The following is a 23600-nucleotide window of genomic DNA, read 5'->3' as shown; positions in this document are numbered from 1 at the left end:
GTGGCGCCCGCCTTCCCTGCCGATTTCCCACCGGGGTCCGGCACGCTCTACACGCTGGGCCTCGGCCCCGGCGACCCGGAGCTGCTGACCCTCAAGGCGGCGCGCATCCTGCGCGAGGTGCCGGTCTTCGCGCATTTCGCCAAGCGTGGCCGCGACGGCAATGCCCGCACCATCGCCGCGCCGCATCTGCCGCCTGGGGCGGAGGAGCTGCGCTTCGAATACCCCTACACCACCGAGATCCCGGTGGGGGACCCGCGCTATGCCGCCGGGATCGCGGGATTCTATGAGGATTGCGCCGCGGTCCTCGCCGCCCGCCTGCGCGCCGGGCAGGATGTCGCCCTGCTCTGCGAGGGCGATCCCTTCTTCTACGGCTCCTCGATGTATCTCTTCGACCGGCTGCGCGACGGGTTCCGGCAGGAGGTCGTGCCCGGCATCACCGCCATGAGCGGCTGCTGGACCCGGACCCGGACGCCGATCGTGCATGGCGACGACATCCTCACCGTCCTCCCCGGCACGCTGGACGGGGAGCGCATGGCGGAGCGGCTGCGCGGCACCGACGCGGCGGTGATCATGAAGGTCGGCCGCAACCTGCCGAAGATCCGCGTTGCGCTGGCGGCGGCGGGCCTGACCGCCCGTGCCCTCTATGTCGAGCGCGGCACCATGGCGGAGGAGCGGATCGTCCCCCTCGCCGAGCGCGACGACGCCCCCGCCCCCTATTTCTCGCTGGTGCTGGTCCCGGGCCGGCAGCGGGCGCGATGAGCGGCGGTTCCGGCTGGCTGCGCGTCATCGGCCTCGGCCCCGGCGCGCCGGACCTCCTGGTGCCGGAGGCCGCCGCCGCCCTGGAGGGGGCGAGCGACCTGATCGGCTATGGCCCCTATGTTGCCCGCGTGCCGGAACGTCCCGGCCTCGCCCGCCATGCCACCGACAACCGCGTGGAGCTGGAGCGTGCCCGCCACGCCCTCTCCCTCGCCGCCGGGGGCGCCCGCGTGGCCGTGGTGTCCGCCGGGGATGCCGGGGTCTTCGGCATGGCCAGCGCGGTCTTCGAGGCGCTGGAGGGCGGACCCGCGGAATGGCGTGGCCTGGACATCGCGGTGATCCCGGGCATTTCCGCCATGTTCGCCGTGGCCGCCCGGGTCGGCGCGCCGCTGGGGCATGATTTCTGCGCCATCTCGCTCTCCGACAACCTCAAGCCCTGGGCGCTGGTCGAGCGGCGCCTGCGCCTCGCCGTCGAGGCCGGCTTCGCCATCGCCCTCTACAACCCGGTTTCCCGGGCGCGTGCCTGGCAGCTCGGCCAGGCGCTGGACCTGTTGCGCGACATGCTGCCCGGCACGGTGCCGGTGGTCTTCGCCACCGCCGCGACGCGGCCGGAGGAGCGCATCGACATCGTGCCGCTGGAGCGGGCCGATCCCGGCCGCGCCGATATGCGCACCCTGGTCCTGGTCGGCACCGAGGCTTCGCGGCTGATCGAACGCCCAGGGGAGCGGCCCTGGCTCTACGCGCCGCGCAGCGCCCCCGCGGCGCCCCGTGATGGGCCAGGACCCAGCGCAGGGCGCCATCGCTGTCCCTGGCGGCTTCGGCGGGGGGCAAAGCGGGCCGCGACACCATCACCACCGGGATGCCCAGTTCCCGCGCCGCTTCCAGCTTGGCCACCGTCGCGAGGCCGCCGGAATTCTTGGTGACGACCGCCTCGATCCCGTGTTCGCGCAGCAGGCGGCGCTCGGCCTCCACGGTGAAGGGCCCGGCGCCGGGCAGGAAGGTGGCACGGGGCGGCAGGCTGGCCGGGTCCGGCGGGTCGATGCTGCGGATCACGTAGTGGTGCCAGGGCGCGGCCTGGAAGGGTGCCAGTTCCTTCTGCCCCACGGTGAGCAGCACGCGGCGCGATGCCGCGCCCAGGGCGCGGGTGACGGCCTCCATGTCCGGCACCGGGGTCCAGCGGTCGCCCTTTTCGGCGACCCAGGCCGGGCGCTCGATCCGCAGCAGCGGTACGCCTGTCAGTTCCGCCGCCTCCACGGCATGGCGCGACATCTGCGCCGCGAAGGGATGGGTGGCGTCGATCAGCAGGTCCACCGCCTCGGCCCGCAGGAAGGCCGCCAGCCCCGCCACGCCGCCGAAGCCGCCGCGCCGCACCGGCACGGGCTGCGGACGGGGGAGCGCGTGGCGCCGGCCAGCGAGAGCACCACGTCGAAGCGCTCGTCGCCCGCCAGCACGATGGCCAGCGCCGAAGCCTCGGTGCTGCCGCCCAGGAGCAGGATGCGTGTCGGCGAAAGGTCTTCCATGGCGCGCTGGCTTAGCATCATCGGCCTCGGCGAGGATGGGGTGGAGGGGCTTTCGCCCGCCGCCCGCACGCTTCTTTCCGGCGCGGCGCATGTCTTCGGCGGGCGGCGGCACCTGGCCCTGGCGGCGCCGCTCATGCGGGGTGCGGCGCATCCCTGGCGCAGTCCGCTCGCGGAAAGCTGGCCGGAGCTGATGGCCCTGCGCGGGCGGCCCGTCGCGGTGCTGGCCTCGGGCGATCCCTTCCTGTTCGGCGTCGGTGCCATCCTGGCGCGGCAGGTTCCGCCGGAGGAGTTCCTGGCCCTGCCGGCGCCGTCCTCGCTGGCCCTGGCCTGCGCCCGGCTCGGCTGGGCGATGCAGGATGCCACCACCATGTCCCTTTGCGGCCGCCCGTTGGAAACGCTGCGTCCGGCGCTGCAGCCGGGGGCGCGGGTGCTGGTCCTGTCCGCCGATGCCGCCACACCCGGGGCGGTGGCCGGATTCCTGTGCCGGCACGGTTTCGGCTCCACCCGGATGCACCTGCTGGAAGCGCTGGGCGGCCCGCGCGAGCGCCAGCGGAGCTTCCGCGCCGATGAGCCCCTGCCCGGGGCGATCGACCCGCTGAACCTCCTGGCGCTGGAGGTCGTGGCCGGTCCGGATGCCCGTGTCCTGCCGCTCGCCGGCGGGCTGCCGGACGAATGCTTCGGGCATGACGGGCAGATCACCAAGCGCGAGATCCGCGCCGTCACCCTGTCCAGCCTCGCGCCGCGCCAGGGGGAGATGCTCTGGGATATCGGGGCCGGTTCCGGTTCCGTCGGCATCGAGTGGATGCTGCGCCACCCGGCCAACCGCGCCATCGGCTTCGAGGCCCGGCCCGAACGCGCCGCCCGCGCCGCGGGCAATGCCGCGCTGTTTGGCGTGCCGGGCCTGCGGATCGTGGAGGGCCGCGCCCCGGAGGTGCTGGCGGGACAGCCCACGCCGGATGCCGTCTTCATCGGCGGCGGGGTGAGCCATCCGGGCCTGCTCGGCGCCGCCTGGGAGGCGCTGCGCCCCGGCGGGCGGATCGTGGCCAATGCGGTGACGCTGGAGGGCGAGTCCGCCCTCGCCGCCGCGCTGGGCCGGTGGGGCGGCAGGCTGATCCGGCTCGGTGTCGAGCGGCTGGACCGGCTGGGGGGGATGCACGGCTTCCGCCCCGCCATGACCGTCACCCAATGGGTGGCGGAGAAGCCATGACGGCGGTCGTCGCCGGCATCGGCTGCCGCCCGCTCTGTGCGGCGGAGGAGATCGAGGCGCTGCTGCGCCGGGCCGAGGCGCTGGCCGGGTGCCGGGCCATGCGGCTCGCCATCCCGGATTTCCGCGCCGGGGCGGATGGGCCGCGCGAGGCCGCCGGGCGCCTCGGCCTGCCGCTCCACCTCATCCCGCGCGTGGCGCTGGAGGCCGGGCAGAGCCGCTGCCCCACCCGTTCCGAGGCCAGCCTGCGCGCGACGGGGCTGGCCTCCGTGGCCGAGGCCGCCGCGCTCGCGCTGGCGGGGCCGGGCGGGCGCCTGGTGCTGCCGCGCATCGCCTCCGCCAACGCCACCTGCGCCCTTGCGACAGGACCCGCATGACCGTCCATTTCATCGGCGCCGGCCCCGGCGCGCCCGACCTGCTGACGCTGCGCGGCCGCGACATCCTCGCCCGTTGCCCGGTCTGCCTCTATGCCGGCTCCATCGTCCCCGCCGCCATGCTGGAGCACTGCCCGCCCGGCGCCCGCCTGGTGGACACGGCGCCGATGAGCCTGGACGAGATCGAAGCCGAATACGTCGCCGCCCAGGCGGCGGGGCAGGATGTCGCGCGGCTGCATTCCGGCGACCTGTCGATCTACAGCGCCCTGGCGGAACAGCTCCGTCGGCTGGAGGCGCGCGGCATCCCCTATACGCTGACGCCGGGGGTTCCCGCCTTCGCCGCCGCCGCCGCCGCGCTGGGGCGCGAGCTGACCGTGCCGGAGGTGGCGCAGAGCGTCGTCCTGACCCGCGTTTCCGGCCGCGCCTCCGCCATGCCGGCGGGCGAGACGCTGGAAGCCTTCGGCGCGACCGGCGCGACGCTGGCCATCCACCTCGCCATCCATGCCATCGGGCGGATCGTGGAGACGCTCACCCCGCTCCATGGCCCGGACTGTCCCGTGGCGGTGGTGGTGCGGGCGAGCTGGCCGGACGAGCGCATCCTGCGCGGCACGCTGGCCACCATCGCCGCGCAACTGGCCGAGGCCCCGGCGGAACGCACCGCGCTGGTGCTGGTCGGCCCGGCCATCGGTATCGACCTCGGGGCCGCGGAGGGGTTCCGCGAAAGCGCGCTCTACAGCCCCGACTACCGCCGCCGCTTCCGGGGCGGGGGCGGCCCTCAGGCCGCCACCGGGGCGGAAGGCGGCGAGACGTGACGGAAGGGCGCCCGGCCCAGCAGCCGGCCCTCCCGGTCGAAGACCACGAGTTCCAGCATCGAGGGCGCGCCGAGCAGCACATGCGCCGCTGTTTCCCAGGCCCGCAGCGCCACCGCCTCGCCCAGCGGGACCCCGGCCTCCGCCGCCAGGGCGAAGCCCTCGGCCACGGTATTGGCCGCGGCGATGCGCGCCGCCACGGGTTCCGGCACGCCGCCTTCCCGCGCCAGGGTGGCGAGCGCCTCCAGATCGGCTGCGCCGCGTTTGGAATGCAGGTCCAGCCGCCCCTGGGCCAGCTTGGTCATCTTCGCCAAGCCGCCCGCCACGGTGACGCGCGGCACCGGATGCGCGCGCAGGTATTTCAGCATCCCGCCGACGAAGTCGCCCATGTCGATCAGCGCCTGTTCCGGCAACCCGTGCAGGCGCCGGACGGCATCCTCGGAGGCGCTGCCGGTGGCGCCGGCGACGTGGTCCAGCCCCATGGCCCGTGCCACGTCGATGCCGCGATGGATGGAATGGATCCAGGCCGAGCAGGAATAGGGCACCACCACCCCGGTCGTGCCCAGGATCGAGATGCCGCCCAGGATGCCCAGGCGCGGGTTCAGCGTCCGCTGCGCCAGGGCCTCGCCGCCCGGCACGGCGATTTCCACCTCCAGATCGGGCTCCTTGCCCCCTTCCGCCAGCGCCTCGGCGATCATCCGGCGCGGCACCGGGTTGATGGCGGGCTCGCCCACCGGCAGCGGCAGGCCGGGCCGCGTCACCACCCCGACCCCCGGCCCGGCGCGGAAGCGCAGCCCGCTCCCCGCCTCCCCCCGCCGCACCGTGGCGCGGATCAGCGCCCCATGCGTCACGTCCGGGTCGTCGCCCGCATCCTTGACCACGCCCGCCGAGGCCCAGCCCTCCCCCAGCGCCTGCTCCGCGAGCGCGAAGCCGGGTTCCTCTCCGCGCGGCAGGCGGATGGTCACGGGATCGGGGAATTCGCCGGTCCGCAGGGCCGTGAAGGCCGCCTTCGCCGCCGCCGTGGCACAGGCCCCCGTGGTCCAGCCCCGGCGCAAGGGACGCTCCGTCTGCACACCCCCCAGCATAGGCCCGGCCCCGGTGCCTGTCATGGCACGGTGGTCCTGTTGGTTCGGGCCAGGGCCAGAGGGGCTCTGCCCCTCTGGACACCCCGCCCAGGGACGTTAGTCCCTGGGAACCCTGTGAGCGCTCCGCGAGGAGGGGGATCGGGATACCGGTCGCCATTGGTACGGCGGCGGCCATCACCCCCTCCTCGCGGAGCGCTCATGGCGGGGTCTCGGGGGCACACTGTGCCCCTGAGCGGAGGGTCCGGGAGGCAGAGCCTCCCGGTCCAACGGCCCGATCATCAGGCCTCTTCGCCATGAAGGGCCTGATCCTGGCGGCGCCGCGCTCGGGGTCCGGCAAGACGACGGTGGCGCTGGCGTTGCTGGCGGCGTGGCGGGCGCGGGGCGTGGCGGTGCGGGCGGCGAAGTCGGGGCCGGACTATATCGACCCGGCCTTTCATGAGGCGGTGACGGGGCGGCCTTCGCCCAACCTGGACAGTTGGGCCATGCCAGCGCCGGTGCTGCGGGGGATGGCGGCGCGGGCCGGGCGCGGGGCGGAGCTGCTGCTGGTGGAGGCCTCAATGGGGCTGTTCGACGGGCTGGCGCCCTCGCCGCTCAGCCCGCCGGGGCGGCGGGGCAGCGGCGGCGACCTGGCGGAGGCGCTGGGGCTGCCGGTGCTGCTGGTGCTGGATGTGTCGGGGCAGTCGCAATCGGCGGCGGCGGTGGCGCGGGGCTTCGCCCTGCACCGGCCGGGAGTGCGGGTGGCGGGGGTGGTGCTGAACCGCGTCGCCAGCGCGCGGCACCGGGCGGGGGTGGAGGCGGAGATGACGGAAACCGGGCTGCCGGTGCTGGGCTGCCTGATGCGGGAGACCGCGATCGCCCTGCCGGAACGGCATCTCGGCCTCGTCCAGGCGCAGGAGCTGGGCACGCTGCCGGCGCTGCTGGAGCGGCTGCGGGAGCTGGGCGGGGCGCTGGACCTCGATGGCATCCTGTTGCTGGCCGCGCCGCTGGACGCCGGGGAGGCGGTGGTTGCCCCGGCCCTGCCGCCGCCGGGGCAGCGCATCGCCCTGGCGCGGGATGCCGCCTTCTCCTTCGCCTATCCGCATCTGCTCGACGGCTGGCGGGCGGCGGGGGCGGAGATCCGGCCCTTTTCCCCCTGGCCGACGAGGCGCCGCCGGGGGATTGCGACGCCTGCTGGCTGCCGGGGGGCTATCCGGAGCTGCACGCCCCTGCCCTGGCCGCCGCCACGCGGTTCCGCGAGGGGCTGCGGCGCTTCGCCGAAGCGCATCCCGTGCATGGCGAGTGCGGCGGCTTCATGGTGCTGGGCGAGGCGCTGCGGGATGCGGCGGGCGGGTGGCATGCCATGGCGGGGCTGCTCGGGCACCGCACCAGCTTCGCGAAGCGGCGGATGAATCTCGGCTACCGCCGCGCCAGGCTGCTGGCGGATGGGCCGCTCGGCCCCGCCGGGACGGTGCTGCGCGGGCATGAGTTCCACTATGCCACAGTGGACGACCCTGGCGCCGACGCGCCTTTCGCCAGCCTGACCGACGGGCTCGGCCAGCCGCTGCCGCCCTCCGGGGCGCGGCGGGGACGGGTCAGCGGCAGCTTCTTCCACGCCATCGCCCGCGACGACGGATGACATGACCGGTTTCACGACCCTGGATTCCCTTCGCGCCGCCTGCCTGGACCTGCCCGGGGGCGACGAGGCCGCCGCCGGGGCGGTGGCCGCGCGGCAGGCGCAGCTCACCAAGCCGCCGGGCAGCCTCGGGCGGCTGGAGGAACTGGCCGCCTGGATGGCGCGCTGGCAGCGGCGCGCCATGCCGGAGCTCGGCCGGGTGGAGGTTCTGGTCTTCGCGGGCAATCACGGCGTGGTGGCGCGCGGCGTCTCGCCCTATCCGCCCTCGGTGACGGCGCAGATGGTGGCGAACTATGCGGCGGGGGGTGCGGCCATCAACCAGCTCGCGCGGCTGGCCGGGGCGGAGTTGCGGGTGGTGCCGCTGGCGCTCGACAGGCCGACGGGGGATTTCACCGAGGAGCCGGCCATGGAGGAGGGCGATTTCCTCGCCACCGTCGCCAAAGGGCATGCCGCGCTGCGGCCGGGCACGGAGCTGCTCTGCCTGGGCGAGATGGGCATCGGCAATACCACCGCCGCCGCCGCCCTGTCCGCCGCGCTGTTCGGCGGCGGGGGGCATCGCTGGGCCGGGCGCGGCACGGGGGTGGACGATGCCGGCCTCGCCCGCAAGCGCGCCGCCGTGGATGCCGCCCTGGCCCGCCACCCGGAGGCGCGGGAGAACCCACTGCTCGCGGCCCGGCTGCTGGGCGGGCGGGAGATGGCGGCCATGCTCGGCGCCGCGCTGGCCGCACGGCAGCGGGGCGTGCCGGTGCTGCTGGACGGCTATGTCTGCCTCGCCGCCGTGGCGCCGCTGGCCCGGCTGCGAGGCGATGGGCTGGACCATGCCCGGGCGGCGCACCGTTCCGCGGAATCCGGCTGCGCCACGCTGCTCGCCGCGCTGGGGATGGAGCCACTGCTTGATCTCGGCCTGCGGCTGGGCGAGGGTTCCGGCGCTGCTTTGGCCGTGCCGCTGCTGCGCGCCGCCCTCGCCTGCCATGCGGGGATGGCCACCTTCGCCGAGGCCGGGGTCTCGGGCCGCGAGGCGTGATCCGCCGCCTCGCCGGGCGGCTGCGGGACGATCTGGTGGGCGCCGCCATGGTGCTGACCCGCCTGCCAGTCGGCGCCCTGGCGCGGAAGGGCTGGACGGGCGGGCTGGCCGGCGGCGTCTGGGCCTATCCGGTGGTCGGCGCGCTGGTGGGGCTGCCGGGCGGTCTGGCAGGGGCGCTGGGGCTGTGGCTGGGGCTGCCGGGCGGGCTCGCGGCGGCCTGGGCGCTGGCGGCGCTGCTGCTGCTGACCGGGGCGCTGCATGAGGACGGGCTGGCGGACACCGCCGATGGCTTCGGCGGCGGGCGCGACCGGGCGCGCAAGCTGGAGATCATGCGCGACAGCCGGATCGGCAGCTACGGGGTGCTGGCCCTGATCCTGTCGCTCGGCATCCGGGGTCTCGCTCTGGCGGCGATGCCGGGGCCTGGGGCACTGGCGGCGTCGCTCGTGGTGAGCGGGGCGCTGGGGCGGGGCGCGATCCTGGGCGTGCTCGCCCTGGCACCGCCCGCGCGGCCGGACGGGCTGGCGGCGCTGCTCGGGCGGCCCGGTGCCGGGCTGCTGGCGGGCGGCGGGGCGCTGGCGGCGCTGCCGGGGCTGGTGCTGCTGCCGCTGCCGGTGGCGCTGGGCGGCGTCCTCCTGGCGGGCCTTGCCGCGCTGGGCATGGCGCGGCTGGCCTGCCGGCAGGTGGGCGGCCATACGGGGGATGTACTGGGTGCCTGCGAGCAACTGGCTGAGGCCCTGGTGTTGAGCCTGCTGGCGGCCTGCCTGGGCCGCGCGGGCTGATCCGCCCGGCTTGCCGCTCGCCGCCCGGGATGGAAGGCTGCGGTATGACCGATCCGGGACAGGACCGTCTTTCCCTGCCGCCTCCGCGGCGGCGCGGGTTGTTGCGGAGCCTGCCCGCCATGGCCCTGGCCTCCGTGGCCCGGCCCGCTGCCGCGCAGGCTGCGCCGGGTTGGTCCCCGGGTTGGTCCACGGATTGGGCCACAGCCTGGGCCGCCTCGGCGCAGGGGCCCTATCCCGTGGGCTTCACCTCCGCCCAGCCGGACCAGGGGAGCAGCCTGCCGGACCCGGCCGGGGGTGCCCGGGACCAGAGCTTCCGCATGGTGCTGCGCCCGTGTTTCTGGGGGCCGCGCCTGCGGCTGCGCTTCTCGAATGCCTTCGGCACCCGGGCGCTGGCGATCGGCGATGCCTGGGTGGGGGTGCAGGCCGGGGGTGCGGCGCTCTTGAACGGCAGCAACCGGCCGGTGCGCTTCGGGGCCGGGCGGCGCGTCTCGGTCCCGCCGGGCGGGGAGGTCTGGTCCGATCCGGTGCCCCTGCCCTTCGCCGATCCGCCACCCGCCCTGCTGGACGGGCGGAAGCTGGCCGTGTCCTTCCACATCGCCGGGCCGAGCGGGCCGATGACCTGGCATGCCACGGCGCTCCAGACCTCCTATCTTTCCGCGCCGGGGAGCGGGCCGCTGGGGGAGCGGGAGGAGGAGGGCGGCTTTCCCTTCCCCACCACCTCCTGGTTCTTCCTCGACGCGGTGGACATGCAGGCCCCGCCCGGCCTGCCCGTGGTGGTCGCATTGGGCGATTCCATCACGGACGGCGTGGGCGCCACGCTGAATGGCGATGACCGCTGGCCGGATGTGCTGGCCCGCCGCCTGGGCGCCGCGCAGGGCGGGCCGGTTTCCGTGGTGAATGCCGGGATCAACGGCAACCGCATCCTGGGGCCGGAGGGCCACGGCCCCGGCGGGCCGCCGGGGCTGGAACGGCTGGAGCGGGATGTGATCCGCCTGTCCGGCGTGCGCGCGGTGATCTGGGCGCTGGGGATCAACGACCTGGCGCGGGGCAACGGTGTCGCGCCGGAGGCGGTGCTGGCGGGGATGCGGGAGGGCGCCCGGCGGCTGCGGGCCGGCCTTCCCGGCCTGCGGCTGGTGGGCGCGACGCTGACCCCGGCCCTGGCCAGCACCAACCCCGCCCATGGCGGCGCGGAGCAGGATGCGCGGCGGCGGGCGGTCAACGAGGCCATCCGGCATGCCGGCCTGTTCGACGCGGTGGCGGATTTCGACCGGGCCACGCTGGACCCGGCCACGGGTGGGCTGCGGCCCGGCATGGTGCCGGGCAGCACCGTGGGCGGTGCGGGCGACGGCCTGCACCCGAACCGGGCCGGCTACCTCGCCATGGCGGAGGCGGTGCCGCTGGACGCGCTCCGGCCGGCGCCCCTGGGGGGACCGGTCAGTCCGCGGTGATCCTGGCCGCCTCGATCACCCTGGCCCAGCGCGCCTTCTCGCCCTCCATGAAATGGCGGAAGGCGTCGCCGCGCATCGGATAGGGTTCCGCCCCTTCCTTGCGCAGACTCTCCACGAGGTCCGGCGCGTCGAGACTGCCCAGGATCGCGCTTTCCAGCCGCGCCCGCACCGGCTCCGGCGTGCCATGCGGCACCAGGATCCCGTACCAGGCGGTGGCGCGGTAGCCGGGCAGCGTCTCGGCCACGGTGGGCACATCGGGCAAGGCGGGGGAGCGCCGGTCGCCGCTCACCGCCAGGGCCCGCAGCGCCCCGCCCTGCACCAGCCCCAGCACGGAGGGCAGCGTGCTGATCATCACCGCCATATGCCCCGCCGCCACGTCGGTCAGGCCGGGCGCCGCGCCCTTGAAGGGGAAATGCACCGCCTCCACGCCCGCCTGCTGCAACAGCAGGGCCATGGCCAGATGACCTGCCGAGCCGTTGCCGGGCGAGGCGTAGTTCAGCTCGCCCTTCTTCGCCCGGGCCTCCTCCAGCAGCGAGGCGAGGTCCGCCGCCTTCGTGCCGGGGCCGGCCACCAGGACGAGCTGTGTTTCCGCCACCATCGCCACCGGGTCCAGCGCGGTGAGCGGATCGACCTTCAGCGTCTTGCCGAACAGGGTCGGGTTCACCGTCATGGGCCCCTGGTTGCCCATCAGCAGCGTGTAGCCATCGGGCTTCGCGGTCGCGACCAGCTCGGTCGAGAGGTTGCCGCCCGCCCCCGGACGGTTTTCCACCACCACGGCCTGTCCCAGCGCCGTGTGCAGGCGCGCGCCCAGGGCGCGGGCGACGGAATCCGTGCCGCCCCCGGGCGTGTAGGGAAGGATCAGGCGCAAGGGGCGGTCGGGCCAGGGGGCCTGGGCGAAGGCGGGCGGAGCCAGTGGCGTGGCCAGCGCCGCGAGGGCGGAACACAGCGCGAGGCGGCGTGGGATCGGGGGCATGGACGGGGTTTTCCGGCAGGTTCTTCTTCTGCCGGAGAACGAAGGCGAGATGCGGCCAGAGGGCAAGGGGGAGCGGGGCGAAAACCGGCCGCGCCTCAGGCGCCGGGCAGTTCCACGCGCAGCATTCCGCCGAAGCGCGGCGCGGGGGAGAGGAGGTCCGGTGCCTCCCCCCGCAGCAGTGCGGGCAGCACCCGCATCGGCCCGCCATGGGTGACCAGCACGGCATCCCGGCCGGCCCGGCGCAGCTCCCCGGCCAGGGCGCCCAGCCGCGCCAGGAGATCGCCCATGCTTTCGCCGCCCGGCGGGGTGAAGCCGGACGGGTCGGCCGCCCAGGCATCCAGCGCCGCGCGCGGCACGGCATCCCAGGGCAGGCCCTCCCAGGCGCCGAAATCCACCTCCCGCAGCCGGGGCTCCAGGCGCGGTGCCGGGCCGAGATGCTGCGCGAGGTCGCGGCAGCGCTGGGCCGGGCTGCTCAGGAGCAGGGGCTGCCGCAGCCGGGAGATTTCCCGCAGCAGGGCGGCGATCTCCTCCGGCTCCGCCGCCCGTGCCGCGAGGTCGAGGCTTCCGTAGCAGCGCCCCGCCCCGTCCGGCACGGGCAGGTGGCGGATCAGCAGCAGGCGCAGCGTTGCCTCACCCCCGCGTGGAGGGGCGCGGCCCGTCGCTTTCCATGAGCATGCCGCGGATGATGTGCTTGAAGGGGGTCAGCCGGTTGCCCAGGCGCAGCGCGGCATGGCGGGCGAGGCGCGCCGGGGCGCGTTCGTCCGTGTAGAGCTTCGCCAGCAGGTTGGTCCCGGCATAGAGCGGCCAGGTCGCGCGGCGGTGCCGGCTCTCATAGGCCGCCAGCGGCGCGTCCAGCGCCTCCGCCCGAGCGAGGTCCGCGCCGCGCGCCAGGGCGCCGCGTAGTTCCTCCGCCAGCGTATGGGCGCCGCGCAGGCCGAGGTTGAAGCCATGCGCCGTGACCGGGTGCATCCCCACCGCCGCGTCGCCGATCAGGGCGAAGCGCATCGCCACGAAGCGGCGGGCGAAGGTCGTGACCAGCGGATAGGTGTGACGGCTGCTGACCAGCCGCATCGCGCCGAGGCGGTTCCGGTAGCGCTGCGTCACCTCCGCGGAGAAGGCGGTGCCGTCCATGGCGGCCAGCCGCTCGATCTCCGGCTTGGGCAGGGTGATCACCGCGGAGGAACAGCGGCCGTTCAGCGGCAGCATGGCGATGGTCTGGTCGTGGTCGAACCATTCGGTCGCGACATGCCCATGCTCGCCCTCATGCTCCAGGCGGCAGACCAGCATGGACTTGCCGAAATCCGTCACATCGGCCTCGATCCGCTGCGCCTTGCGCAAGGGCGAGAAGCGTGTGTCCGCCGCCACCACCAGCTTCGCGCCGATCTCCCGCCCGTCGGAGAGCGCCAGCCGGGCGCCCTGGCGGGTGATCGTGGCGCTGGTGACGCTGGTGCCGGCCAGGAGGGTCAGCCCCGCCTGCCCCCGGGTCGCCGCGAAGAGGGCGCGGCGGATCAGGTGGTTCGGCACGAGCTGGCCCAGCGCGGCCTCGGCCCGGTCGGAGACGTCGAAATGCAGGGCATAGGGCGAGGCGCCGTTGAGCACCTTCGCCTCCCGCAGCGCCGAGGCCGCGCCGGAGGGCAGGCGGTCCCAGGCGTCCAGGGCGCGCAGCAGGTCCTGCGAAAGATGCGTGAGGGCGATCTCGCGCCCGTCGAAGGCGGGGTCGGCCAGCCGCGCCTCGGGCTGTGTCTCGATCACGGCGAGCGACAGCCCGCTGCCCGCCATTTCCCGCGCGAAGGCGAGGCCCACCGGCCCGCCGCCCACGATCGCCACGTCGAACTGCATCTTACGCTAACCCCCGGATCGCCGGATGCCCGTGTCCCGGCCGGAACGGCACGGAGGGTATCTCGGTGAAGCCATGCCGAATGAAAGGGGGCCGGGAAGGGAGAAGGTGGGGCGACCTACGGGATTCGAACCCGTGACATCCAAGACCACAACCTGGCGCTCTACCGACTGAGCTAAGGCCGCCACACGGTGTGGCGCGGTGTAAGGCCCGGCCGGGATGTCGTCAACGGGGGTCGCGCGCGAAGTTTGGCGCGCCCCGCCTCCCCTTCCTCCGTCCTAGACCGCCCGTGCCTGCCCGTTGCCCTCGCGCCCGGCCTTCCAGGCTTCCAGCCGCGCCAGGGCCTCGTCCAGCACCTCCAGCCGCTTGCAGAAGGCGAAGCGGGCGTAGTGGTTCGGCGCGTCCGGCCCGGCATAGAAGGCGCTGACGGGGATCGCCGTCACCCGCGCGGCCTCGGTGATGTGGCGGCAGAAGGCCACGTCGTCGCCGGTGAAGCCCAGGGGACGGAAATCGGCGGTGATGAAGTAGGAGCCCATGGCGGGCAGCACGCCGAAGCCCAGCCGCTCCAGCCCCGCCGCGAGGTGGTCGCGCTTCGCCTGGAGGCCGGAGGACAGGCCCGCGAAATACGCATCCTCCTTGCCCAGCCCCAGCGCCACCGCCCGTTGCAGGTTCGGCGGGGTGGTGAAGGTCAGGAGCTGGTGCGCCTTGGCCACGTTCGGCGCGATGGCGCGGTCGCAGGTGATGTAGCCCACCTTCCAGCCGGTCAGGCTGAAGGTCTTGCCGGCCGAGCCGATGCGCAGGCAGCGCCCGCGCATGCCGGGCAGGGTCATCAGCGGGATGTGCTTCCAGCCGTCGAAGGTCAGGTGTTCATAGACCTCGTCGCAGACGGCATAGGCGTCGTGGCGCTGCACCAGTTCCGCGATGAAGGCCAGCTCGGCGGCGGTGAAGACCTTGCTGGCGGGGTTCATCGGGCTGTTGAGCAGGATGGCCTTGGTCTTCGGCCCGAAGGCGGCGGCCAGCTCGGCGCGCGGCAGCTCCCATTTCGGCGGGGCGAGGCGCACCAGCCTGGGCACCGCGCCCAGCATCCGCACGACCGGCAGGTAGGTGTCGTAGAGCGGCTCGATCAGCACCACCTCGTCGCCCGGGTCGAGCAGCGCCATCAGGCAGGCGGTGATCGCCTCGGTGGCGCCGGAGGTCACCACCACCTCCGCCGCCGGGTCGATCTCCAGCCCGTAGAAGCGGCGGTTCGCGGCCGCCACGGCCTCCCGCAGTTCCGGCAGGCCGGTCAGCGGCGGGTACTGGTTGCGGTTGTCGAGCAGCGCATCCGCCGCGGCCCGCACCACATCCGCCGGCCCTTCCTCGTCGGGGAAGCCCTGGCCGAGGTTGATCGCCCCGTGCTGCACCGCCAGCGCCGACATGACGGTGAAGACCGTGGTGCCGGTGGCGGAGAGCAGGGCGTTCTGGGGCCGCGCGGCCGAAGGGGCGTTCCGGGGCGATTCCTGGGGCGATTCCTGGGGCGATTCGACGTTCTGGGGGCTGCCTGGGGGCTTCATCTCTGGGTGGGCTTCGTCTCTGATGGGGACCCCGGCGGGGCGCTCCCGATTCTTTCGGAAGCCCTTCGCGGCGGCAAGCCCGGCGGCGGGCCCTGGCGCGAGGGGCTGGGATGCGGCGGCCCGACTCCGGAGCGGCGGTCCATCCGGCGGCATGCCGGCGTTTCCGCGCGGGGGTATCCGGGCCCGGCCGGGATCATGGGACCTCGGCCCAGGCGGTGCAACCATCTCCGGAGTGGCATCTGCCGCCAAAATGGGCAGAATGCCGCCTGGGATGGCGCATCCCAGGAGCGCGAGCGGTGAAAACCGCCCGCCACGGCCATTGCCGGCGCGGCACGGGCCGTGCAACACCGGGTACGCCCGTGTCGCGGGCCAGCGCCGGCAGGACAAGGCCGGCGATCGCGAGGGGAAACGGCCCTCGCGCCGTCAGGCGGCGCGGGGAAACGGGACGGCGGAGCCGATGAAGAAGATCGAGGCCATCATCAAGCCCTTCAAGCTCGACGAGGTGAAGGACGCCCTCCATGAGATCGGGCTCCAGGGCCTGACGGTCGTGGAGGCCAAGGGCTTCGGGCGACAGAAGGGCCATACGGAACTCTACCGCGGCGCCGAGTACGTGGTGGACTTCCTGCCCAAGGTGAAGATCGAGGTGATCTGCCCCGACGACCTGGCGGAACGCGCCATCGAGGCCATCACCACGGCCGCCCGCACCGGGCGGATCGGCGACGGCAAGATCTTCGTGTCCGATGTGCAGGAAGTGATCCGCATCCGGACCGGGGAGCGCGGCGAGGACGCCGTCTGACAGATTGAGATTCCGGGCGACCGGTTGCCGGGGCGGGTGTCCAGAGAGGAACCGCCGGGCGCCGGCGGCCGGCGGAACGTGGGCCGGACGGCCCGCGAAGTGACTGCCACGTTCTAGGGAACAGGATCAGGACACGATGGCGAAGAAGCCCGCAGCAGCCCCGGGGGTTCCGGACGGCGTCTCCAAGGTCATGGAGATGATCAAGGAGAATTCCGTCGAATACGTGGACTTCCGCTTCACCGATCCGAAGGGCAAGTGGCAGCACACGGCCCAGCATGTCTCGACCGTCTCGGAAGAGGTCTTCACGGACGGCATCATGTTCGACGGCTCCTCGATCGCCGGCTGGAAGGCGATCAACGAGTCCGACATGATCCTGATGCCGGACACGGCCAATGCGTGCATGGACCCCTTCTCGGCCAAGCCGCAGCTGATCCTGTTCTGCGACATCATCGAGCCCTCGACCGGCCAGGCCTATGCCCGTGACCCGCGCGGCACCGCCAAGAAGGCCGAGGCCTATGTGGCGTCCTCCGGCGTGGGCGACACGGTGCTGGTCGGCGCCGAGGCCGAGTTCTTCGTGTTCGACGACGTGAAGTTCGGCACCGGCGGCAATTTCGGCCATTACCGGCTGGAGAGCATCGAGGGCCCCGGGGCCAACATGAAGGACTACCCCGAGGGCAATATGGGCCACCGCCCGCTGGTGAAGGGCGGCTACTTCCCCGTCCCGCCGGTCGATAGCGAGATGGACCTGCGCGCCGAGATGCTCTCGACCATGATCGAGATGGGCCTGCCGGGCGAGAAGCACCACCACGAGGTGGCGCAGTCGCAGCACGAGCTGGGCACCCGGTTCGGCAAGCTGGTGACGATGGCCGACCAGATGCAGATCTACAAGTACTGCGTCCACAACGTCGCCCACAGCTACGGCAAGACCGCGACCTTCATGCCGAAGCCGATCTATGGCGACAACGGCTCGGGCATGCACACGCACCTGTCCATCTGGAAGGACGGGAAGCCCATGTTCGCGGGCAACGGCTATGCCGACCTGTCGGAGATGTGCCTGTTCGCCATCGGCGGCATCATCAAGCACGCCAAGGCGATCAACGCCTTCACCAACCCCTCCACCAATTCCTACAAGCGCCTGATCCCGGGCTTCGAGGCGCCCGTGCTGCTCGCCTATTCGGCGCGCAACCGTTCCGCCTCCTGCCGCATCCCCTACACCACCAGCCCGAAGGCCAAGCGCGTCGAGGTCCGCTTCCCCGACCCGACCGCGAACCCCTATCTGTCCTTCGCGGCGCTCACCATGGCGGCGATGGACGGGATCAAGAACAAGATCCATCCGGGCGAGCCGATGGACAAGGACCTGTACGACCTGCCGCCGGAGGAGCTGAAGGACATCCCGACGGTGTGCGGCTCCCTGCGCGAGGCGCTGACCTCCCTGGAGGCCGACCACCAGTTCCTGCTGGCCGGCGACGTGTTCTCCAAGGAGCAGATCGAGAGCTACATCGAGCTGAAGTGGAACGAGGTCTACCGCTTCGAGCACGTGCCGCACCCGGTCGAGTTCGAGATGTACTACTCCGCCTGATCCCCCGTTTCCGGGCCGGAAGACCTGCGAAGGGCGCCGTGAGGCGCCCTTCGTGCTTTTCCCTCTCCCCTTCTTGTCGGGTGCGGAACCCGGCCGCTCCTTGCATGGCGGCCACGGGCCTCTATTTTCAGTCTCCTGTGCAACGCCGCGGTGAAGGAAGCATCGTGACTCCGGAAACGGCTGCTTGACCTCACCCCACGTCCTGACGGCGTTGCGCGACGCCACCTCCGCCCTGCACGCCCGTCTCGACACCGGGATCGACCTGGACCGCCACCTGGCCTCGCCCGCGGCCTATGCCCGCCTCCTGTCGGCCATGCTGGGCATCGTGGCACCGCTGGAGGCGATGCTGGACCGCTTCGACTGGCAGGCCGCTGGCCTTCCGCCTGACACGGCACGCTGGCGCACGCCCCTTTTGCGGAACGACCTCCTGGCCCTGGGCCTGATGCCACGGGACCTGGCCGCGCTGCCCTTCGCCCCTCCCCCGCCTCTTCCCGCCACCCGGGACGCCGCCTTCGGCGCGCTCTATGTGCTGGAAGGCTCCGCCCTTGGCGGGCAGGTGATCCTGCGCCGCGCGGAGGCCGCGCTGGGCCTGGGACCGGAGCGCGGTGCCTCCTTCCATGCCAGCCTGGGCCGGCCGGCCGGCGAGAGCTGGCGCCGCTTCCGGCAGGCGCTGGAACTTCACTGCGCCGATGCCGGGGCAGCCTGCGGCGCGGCGGCCGATACCTTCCACCGCCTGGAATCCTGGCTTTCCTCCAGCCTGTCCCGCCCCGAAGCCGCGGCGGAATCCGGGCTGGCCATGCCGGCCGGGGCGACGGCGTGACCACGACCCCGCCCTTCCTGCCCCTGCCCGACCTCCGCGCCCTGCCCGGCCGCCCGGACCCGACCAACTGCGACCGCGAGCCGATCCATATCCCGGCCTCCATCCAGCCCCATGGGCTGCTGCTGGTGCTGGACCCGGGCACGCTGCGCATCCTGCAGGCCGCCGGGGACATGCAGCACCTCCTGGGCGTTCCGCTGGACGAGGCGCTGGGAGCGGAGGCGAAGCTGCTTCTGCCACCGGATGTCATCCGGCTCCTCCGCGCCCCGGCCTCATCGGATTCCGCCGGCCCCCGCCCCCAGGCGGGCTCCCGCCTGCTGAGCTCGGTGGAGCTGCGGCCGGGCCGCTTCTTCGACCTGCAGGGCCGCGACAGCGCCGCCGGCATCATCGTGGAGATCGAGCCCCGGGGCGTGCCTGGCCCGGTGCGGCAGGACGACACGCTCGCTCTGGTGCAGAGCATGATCGGCAGCCTCCAGGGCGCCACGACCCCCAGCCAGTATTGCGAGGCGGCGGCCGCGACGATCCGCGACATGACCGGCTTCGACCGCGTCATGGTCTATCGGTTCGAGCCCGACGACACCGGCCGCGTCCTGGCGGAAGCGAAGGCGGAGGGGATCGGCTCCTATCTCGGCCTGCATTTCCCGGCCTCGGACATCCCGCGGCAGGCCAGGGCTCTCTACCTGCGCAACTGGATGCGGCTGATCCCGGACGCGAACTATATTCCGGAGCCGCTCATGCCCGCGCTCAGCCCCAGGACGGGCGAGCCGCTGGACATGTCCGACTGCTCGCTGCGCGCGGTCTCGCCGATCCATCTGCGATACCTGCGGAACATGGGGGTGCAGGCCTCCATGTCCCTCTCCATCCAGCAGGGTGGCCGGCTCTGGGGGCTGATCGCCTGCCACCACCGGACCGCCTGGCACCTGCCTGTCGCCATGCGCGCGGCCTGCGAGCTCTTCGCCCAGATGTTCTCGCTGCAGCTCGAAACGCTGGAGCAGCGCGAGGACCACGAGGACGCCCTCCGCATGCGCCGGGTGCACGAGCATCTGGAACAGGTCATGGCGCAGGAGGAGGAACTCGGCGAGGGGCTGATCCGCCAGCGGCCGAACCTGCTGGACTATCTCGACGCGGGCGGCGTGGCGGTGCTGGCCTCCGGGCGATACGTCACGGCGGGCCGGACCCCGACGCAGGAGCAGGTCAGCGGTCTGGTGGAATGGCTGCGCGGCATCGCCGAGGACCGGATCGTGGCGCTGGACCGCCTGCCGGAAGCCTATCCCCCCGCCCGGGACTTCGCCGATGTCGCCAGCGGCGTCCTCGCCCTCTCGGTGAGCCGCGCGCCGCAGGACTACATCCTCTGGTTCCGGCCGGAGATGGTGCGGACCATCCACTGGGCCGGCAACCCGGACAAGCCTGTGGAGCCGGGCGCCGGTCCCGGGCAGCTTTCGCCGCGTGCCTCCTTCGCCACCTGGACGGAGACGGTGCATGGCCGCGCCCGGCCCTGGCGGGCGGTGGAGATCGAGGCGGCGCAGGCGCTCCAGCTCAGCCTGCTGGAGGTGGTGCTGCGCCGGATCGAGGATGCCTCCGAGGAACGGGGGCGCGCCCGGGCGCAGCAGGACCTGCTGATGGCGGAGCTGGACCACCGGGTGAAGAACACCCTGGCCAATATCCAGGCCCTGGTGCGCCACACCAAGAGCGGCGCCGGCAACCTGGAGGGCTTCGTCCACGACTTCGACCGGCGCATCCGCGCCATGGCGGTGGCGCACAGCCTGCTGACCAGCACGCGCTGGGAGGGGGCCGACCTGCGCGCCCTGGCGGAGGAGGAACTCCGCCCCTATCGCAACGATGGCGGGCAGCGCGTCACCATCGACGGCCCGGAAGTCCGGCTGAAGCCGAAGGCGGCTCTGGCCCTGAGCCTCGCCCTGCACGAACTGGCGACGAATGCCGCGAAATATGGCGGGCTGTCGGTGCCGGAGGGGCAGGTCCTCGTCACCTGGAGCATGGATGGCGAGCGCATCATCCTGCAATGGGTGGAGAGCGGCGGGCCGCCGGTGCAGCCGCCGCGCCGCCGCGGCTTCGGCTCGACGGTGGTGGAGCGCGGCCTTTCCTATGAGCTCGGCGGCCAGGCGAAGCTGAATTTCGATCCGGCGGGGCTGCGCTGCGCGGTGACCATTCCGCTGAAGCAGCTCGTGGGCGCGGCGCCCGCCTCGCCCACCGCCATGTCACGTCCGCCCGTCTCCGCCCAGGGCACCATCGCCGGGCGCCGTATCCTGGTGGTGGAGGACGCGGCCCTGGTGGCCATGCAGGTGAGCCGCGCGCTGGAGGATGGCGGCGCCGTGGTGGTCGGCCCCGCCGCCGCGCTGGCCCAGGCGATCCGCCTCGCCGTCTCGGCGCGGATCGATGCCGCGCTGCTGGATGTGGACCTGGACGGGGAAAGCGTCTTCCCCGTGGCGGATGTGCTGGCGGAGCGGGGGATCCCTTTCCTGTTCACCACCGGCTTCGACGCCGCCACCATCCTGCCGGAGCGTTTCCGGGGCGTCACGGTCCTGGGCAAGCCCTATGGCACCGACGACCTCCAGCTCTGCATCGCCGCCCTGCTGCGCGACCGCCCCCGGCCGACGCGCCGGGCTGACGGAGCGGACAGCGGCATCGCGCTTGCTTCCCCCGCCTTCGCCGCCGTGGAAACATGACGGATCACACCGAGGGGGAATCGGGACCGTGGAATCGCTTTTCCGGCTGCGCGAGCACGGCACCACGCCGCGCACGGAGATCATGGCGGGCTTCGCCACCTTTCTGACGATGGTCTATATCGTCGTGGTCAATCCCAACATCATGGCCGCCGCCGGCATCGACCAGGGGGCCTCCTTCGTCGCCACCTGCCTCGCCGCCGCCATCGGCTCGGCGCTGATGGGGCTGCTGGCCAACTATCCCATCGCCCTGGCGCCGGGCATGGGGCTGAATGCCTATTTCGCCTTCGCCGTGGTGGGCGGCATGCACATTCCCTGGCAGGTGGCGCTGGGCGCCGTCTTCCTGTCCGGGCTCATCTTCCTCGCGGTCTCGGTGCTGCGGATCCGGGAATGGCTCATCAACACCATCCCGCTTTCGCTGAAGCTCGGCATCGCCGCCGGGATCGGGTTCTTCCTGGGCATCATCGGGTTGCAGGGCATGGGGCTGGTGGTGGCGAACCCGGCCACCATGGTCGGGCTGGGCCATGTGGCGGACACGAAGGTGCTGCTGTCCTGCCTCGGCTTCCTGCTGATCGCCGGGATGGTCGCCCGCAATGTGCCGGGCGGCATCATCATCGGCATCCTCGTCACGGCCCTGCTCGGCGTCCCCTTCGGGCTGACCACCTTCCATGGCGTCGTGTCGCTGCCGCCCTCCCTGGCGCCGACCTTCCTGCAGCTCGACATCCCCGGCGCCATCGGCCTCGGCGTGGCGGGGATCGTCTTCACCTTCTTCATCGTGGACCTGCTGGACAATGCGGGCACGCTGATCGGCACCACCCACCGCGCCGGGCTGATGCGGCCGGACGGCTCCGTGCCGCGGCTCGGCCGCGCGCTGCTGGCCGATAGCGGCGGTGCCATCATCGGTTCCGTGCTCGGCACCTCCACCACGACCAGCTACATCGAAAGCGCGGCGGGCATCCAGGCCGGGGGCCGCACCGGCCTCACCGCCCTGACCGTGGCGGTGCTGTTCCTGCTGACGCTCTTCCTGGCGCCGCTGGCGACCTCCATCCCGGGCTATGCCACGGCGCCCGCGCTGGTCTTCGTCGCCTGCCTGATGGCTAAGTCGCTGCGCGACCTGGACTGGGAGGACATCACGGACTACGCGCCGGCCATCATCACCGCGCTGTCCATGCCGCTGACCTTCTCGATCGCCTCCGGCATCGGCATCGGCTTCATCACCTATGCGATCACCAAGCTCCTGGCCGGCAAGGGCGGGCAGGTATCCGGCGCGGTCTGGCTGATCGCCGCACTGTCGGCGGTGAAGTTCTGGATGGGCGCGGGCTGAAACGCGCCCGGGGGCGGCATGGCGCCGCCCCCGGGGCGTGGTCCGGATCGTGGTCCGGATCAGGCGGCGTCCGCCGCCCGGTTCGCGGATTCGATGGTCTCGCGCACCATCGGATAGATCTCGGTGTTCCAGCGGCGCCCGTTGAAGACGCCGTAATGGCCGACGCCCTTCTGGACGTGGTTGCGCTTCCGCTCCGCCGGCAGGCCGGTGCAGAGGTCGAGCGCCGCCGCCGTCTGGCCCACGGAGCAGATGTCGTCCCGCTCGGCCTCGACCGTCAGGATCGACATGTCCGTGATCCGGTCCGGCCGGACCAGGCGGCCGCCGACGGTGAGCTTGCCCAGCGGCAGGGAATGGTCCTGGAACACGATCCTCACCGTTTCCAGGTAGAATTCCGCCGGCAGGTCCATCACCGCCAGATACTCGTCATAGAACCGGCGATGCGCCGTGGCCGCCTCCTCCTCCCCCGAGACGAGATGGCGGAACTGGTCGGCATAAGCCTTCACATGCCGGTCCATGTTCATGTTCAGGAAGGCGGTGAGCTGGAGCACGCCGGGATAGACGTGGCGCCCGGCCCCGGCGAAGCGCCAGGGGACGGTGGAGATCAGGTGCTGCTCGAACCAGGAGATCGGGCGGGAGGTCGCGAGCTCGTTCACGCCGGTCGGGTTGACGCGCGTGTCGATCGGCCCCGCCATCAGCGTCAGGCTGCGCGGGCGGGCGGGGTCGCGTTCCTCCGCCATCAGGGCCGCCGCGGCCAGCACCGGCACGGCCGGCTGGCAGACGGCCACCACATGCGCGCCCGGCCCCATCGCCCGCAGGAAGGCGGCGATATGCGCCACGAAGCCGTCGAAGCCGAAGGAGCCCGCGCTGGCGGGGACATCGCGGGCATTGTGCCAGTCGGTGATGTGCACGTCGTAGTCCGGCAGCATCGTCGCCACGGTCCCGCGCAGCAGGGTGGCGAAGTGGCCGGACATCGGGGCCACCAGCAGCACCGGCGTCTGCTTCCGCGTGGTGTCCTTGCGGAAGCGCAGCAGGGTGCCGAAGGGCGTGGCATGCACCGCTTCCTCGGTCACGGCGACGGTCTCGCCCTCCACCTGCACCGAGGTGAAGCCGAAGGGCGGATGCTCATGCGTCGTCCGGGCCCCGCCCAGGATGTCGAACATCGCCGCCCAGTGGCGCAAGGGGAAGACGCCTGGAATCGCCTCGTCGAACTGGCGGAGGAGCCGGCTGCTTCCGCGTGCGAAACCCTGAAACGGCGCAAGGATATCCTGCTGCGCCTGATAGGCGTCATAGAACATGGTTCTGGCACTCTCCCTGCATTGCCGTGTCTTCAAGGACGGCCGCGGAACACGCTGCGGTTGCTTTTCTTGTCCGTGACTGTCGTCCGCCAAAGTGGACAAACGGTGTACGCAATGAACGCACGCCATTACTG

Annotated in this window: 19 protein-coding genes, 1 tRNA gene and 3 pseudogenes; 14 read left to right on the top strand and 9 right to left on the bottom strand. The window is 72.9% G+C overall.

The genetic code is table 11. The annotated features are described in order from the left end of the window. Together MVG78_RS11485 and cobJ are read left to right on the top strand one after the other, a co-directional pair. Positions 1-759, top strand: a complete 759-nt coding sequence (locus tag MVG78_RS11485) for a precorrin-2 C(20)-methyltransferase (protein WP_247551591.1) — start codon at positions 1-3, stop codon at positions 757-759. Then, a pseudogene (gene cobJ / locus MVG78_RS11480) lies at positions 756-1520 on the top strand (precorrin-3B C(17)-methyltransferase); the annotation flags it as partial. The gene MVG78_RS11485 and the pseudogene cobJ, both read left to right, overlap by 4 nt. A 70-nt stretch (positions 1521-1590) precedes the next feature. On the opposite strand, the pseudogene MVG78_RS11475 reads toward cobJ, so the two are convergent. Then, positions 1591-2127: pseudogene (locus MVG78_RS11475) on the bottom strand (cobalt-precorrin-6A reductase); the annotation flags it as partial. After that, positions 2055-2276, bottom strand: coding sequence for a hypothetical protein (locus MVG78_RS11470; protein ID WP_247551589.1), 222 nt, complete (start codon positions 2274-2276; stop codon positions 2055-2057). The pseudogene MVG78_RS11475 and the gene MVG78_RS11470, both read right to left, overlap by 73 nt. Between MVG78_RS11470 and cbiE the strand changes: the two genes are divergently transcribed. The 3 genes from cbiE to cobM are packed head-to-tail and all read left to right on the top strand — an operon-like array spanning position 2275 to position 4666. After that, positions 2275-3483, top strand: coding sequence for a precorrin-6y C5,15-methyltransferase (decarboxylating) subunit CbiE (gene cbiE / locus MVG78_RS11465; protein WP_247551587.1), 1209 nt, complete (start codon positions 2275-2277; stop codon positions 3481-3483). The two genes, MVG78_RS11470 and cbiE, sit on opposite strands and share 2 nt — an antisense overlap. Beyond that, on the top strand, positions 3480-3857 hold the full coding sequence (locus MVG78_RS11460; protein ID WP_247551585.1) for a cobalamin biosynthesis protein: 378 nt from the start codon (positions 3480-3482) through the stop codon (positions 3855-3857). Before cbiE ends, MVG78_RS11460 begins: the two co-directional genes overlap by 4 nt. Then, positions 3854-4666, top strand: coding sequence for a precorrin-4 C(11)-methyltransferase (gene cobM, locus MVG78_RS11455; protein ID WP_247551583.1), 813 nt, complete (start codon positions 3854-3856; stop codon positions 4664-4666). Before MVG78_RS11460 ends, cobM begins: the two co-directional genes overlap by 4 nt. Here the strand turns inward: cobM and MVG78_RS11450 are convergent. Beyond that, complete coding sequence (locus MVG78_RS11450) at positions 4630-5772, bottom strand: cobalt-precorrin-5B (C(1))-methyltransferase (RefSeq protein ID WP_247551581.1); 1143 nt, start codon at positions 5770-5772, stop codon at positions 4630-4632. The genes cobM and MVG78_RS11450 overlap by 37 nt on opposite strands. A 269-nt stretch (positions 5773-6041) precedes the next feature. Between MVG78_RS11450 and MVG78_RS11445 the strand changes: the two are divergent. The 4 genes and pseudogenes from MVG78_RS11445 (at position 6042) to MVG78_RS11430 (ending at position 10611) form a co-directional block, all read left to right on the top strand. Then, positions 6042-7363 (top strand): annotated as a pseudogene (locus MVG78_RS11445) (cobyrinic acid a,c-diamide synthase CobB). Position 7364: 1 nt separating this feature from the next. Then, positions 7365-8384 carry a nicotinate-nucleotide--dimethylbenzimidazole phosphoribosyltransferase gene (gene cobT / locus MVG78_RS11440; RefSeq protein ID WP_247551579.1) on the top strand — a complete coding sequence of 340 codons (1020 nt, stop codon included), beginning with the start codon at positions 7365-7367 and terminating at the stop codon, positions 8382-8384. Beyond that, positions 8381-9163, top strand: a complete 783-nt coding sequence (locus MVG78_RS11435; RefSeq protein ID WP_247551577.1) for an adenosylcobinamide-GDP ribazoletransferase — start codon at positions 8381-8383, stop codon at positions 9161-9163. The genes cobT and MVG78_RS11435 overlap by 4 nt, the downstream gene beginning before the upstream one ends. Before the next feature lie 44 nt (positions 9164-9207). Continuing rightward, positions 9208-10611, top strand: a complete 1404-nt coding sequence (locus MVG78_RS11430) for a GDSL-type esterase/lipase family protein (protein WP_247551575.1) — start codon at positions 9208-9210, stop codon at positions 10609-10611. On the opposite strand, the gene MVG78_RS11425 is transcribed toward MVG78_RS11430, so the two are convergent. From MVG78_RS11425 to MVG78_RS11405, 5 genes are all read right to left on the bottom strand, one after another. Continuing rightward, the gene (locus MVG78_RS11425) at positions 10598-11584 is read right to left on the bottom strand and encodes a Bug family tripartite tricarboxylate transporter substrate binding protein (protein WP_247551573.1); all 987 of its coding nucleotides are present in this window, start codon (positions 11582-11584) and stop codon (positions 10598-10600) included. The two genes, MVG78_RS11430 and MVG78_RS11425, sit on opposite strands and share 14 nt — an antisense overlap. 95 nt (positions 11585-11679) lie before the next feature. Continuing rightward, positions 11680-12177, bottom strand: coding sequence for a histidine phosphatase family protein (locus MVG78_RS11420; protein ID WP_247551571.1), 498 nt, complete (start codon positions 12175-12177; stop codon positions 11680-11682). Between the two features lie 37 nt (positions 12178-12214). Beyond that, entirely contained in the window at positions 12215-13423 is a 1209-nt protein-coding gene (gene ubiM / locus MVG78_RS11415) for a 5-demethoxyubiquinol-8 5-hydroxylase UbiM (protein WP_247551569.1), read from the bottom strand. Positions 13424-13530: 107 nt separating this feature from the next. Beyond that, positions 13531-13606: transfer RNA gene (locus MVG78_RS11410), tRNA-His, on the bottom strand. A gap of 93 nt (positions 13607-13699) precedes the next feature. Then, complete coding sequence (locus MVG78_RS11405) at positions 13700-14839, bottom strand: aminotransferase (RefSeq protein ID WP_247560410.1); 1140 nt, start codon at positions 14837-14839, stop codon at positions 13700-13702. A gap of 592 nt (positions 14840-15431) precedes the next feature. On the opposite strand from MVG78_RS11405, the gene MVG78_RS11400 reads away from it, so the two are divergent. The 5 genes from MVG78_RS11400 (at position 15432) to MVG78_RS11380 (ending at position 22171) form a co-directional block, all read left to right on the top strand. Continuing rightward, positions 15432-15770, top strand: a complete 339-nt coding sequence (locus MVG78_RS11400; protein WP_019462713.1) for a P-II family nitrogen regulator — start codon at positions 15432-15434, stop codon at positions 15768-15770. A gap of 136 nt (positions 15771-15906) precedes the next feature. Continuing rightward, positions 15907-17349, top strand: a complete 1443-nt coding sequence (gene glnA / locus MVG78_RS11395; RefSeq protein ID WP_247551567.1) for a type I glutamate--ammonia ligase — start codon at positions 15907-15909, stop codon at positions 17347-17349. Between the two features lie 184 nt (positions 17350-17533). Continuing rightward, on the top strand, positions 17534-18169 hold the full coding sequence (locus MVG78_RS11390; protein ID WP_247551565.1) for a biliverdin-producing heme oxygenase: 636 nt from the start codon (positions 17534-17536) through the stop codon (positions 18167-18169). After that, entirely contained in the window at positions 18166-20850 is a 2685-nt protein-coding gene (locus MVG78_RS11385; RefSeq protein WP_247551563.1) for an HWE histidine kinase domain-containing protein, read from the top strand. Before MVG78_RS11390 ends, MVG78_RS11385 begins: the two co-directional genes overlap by 4 nt. Before the next feature lie 28 nt (positions 20851-20878). After that, complete coding sequence (locus MVG78_RS11380; RefSeq protein ID WP_247551561.1) at positions 20879-22171, top strand: NCS2 family permease; 1293 nt, start codon at positions 20879-20881, stop codon at positions 22169-22171. A gap of 59 nt (positions 22172-22230) precedes the next feature. Here MVG78_RS11380 and MVG78_RS11375 read toward each other — a convergent pair whose 3' ends face one another. Further along, on the bottom strand, positions 22231-23466 hold the full coding sequence (locus MVG78_RS11375) for a polyhydroxyalkanoate depolymerase (protein WP_247551559.1): 1236 nt from the start codon (positions 23464-23466) through the stop codon (positions 22231-22233). Positions 23467-23600 lie beyond the last annotated feature (134 nt).

This window comes from Roseomonas gilardii subsp. gilardii, assembly GCF_023078375.1.
Lineage (GTDB): Bacteria > Pseudomonadota > Alphaproteobacteria > Acetobacterales > Acetobacteraceae > Roseomonas > Roseomonas gilardii.
The sequence above is the reverse complement of the archived record's forward strand: the minus strand, read 5'-3'. Positions and strand labels throughout refer to the sequence as shown.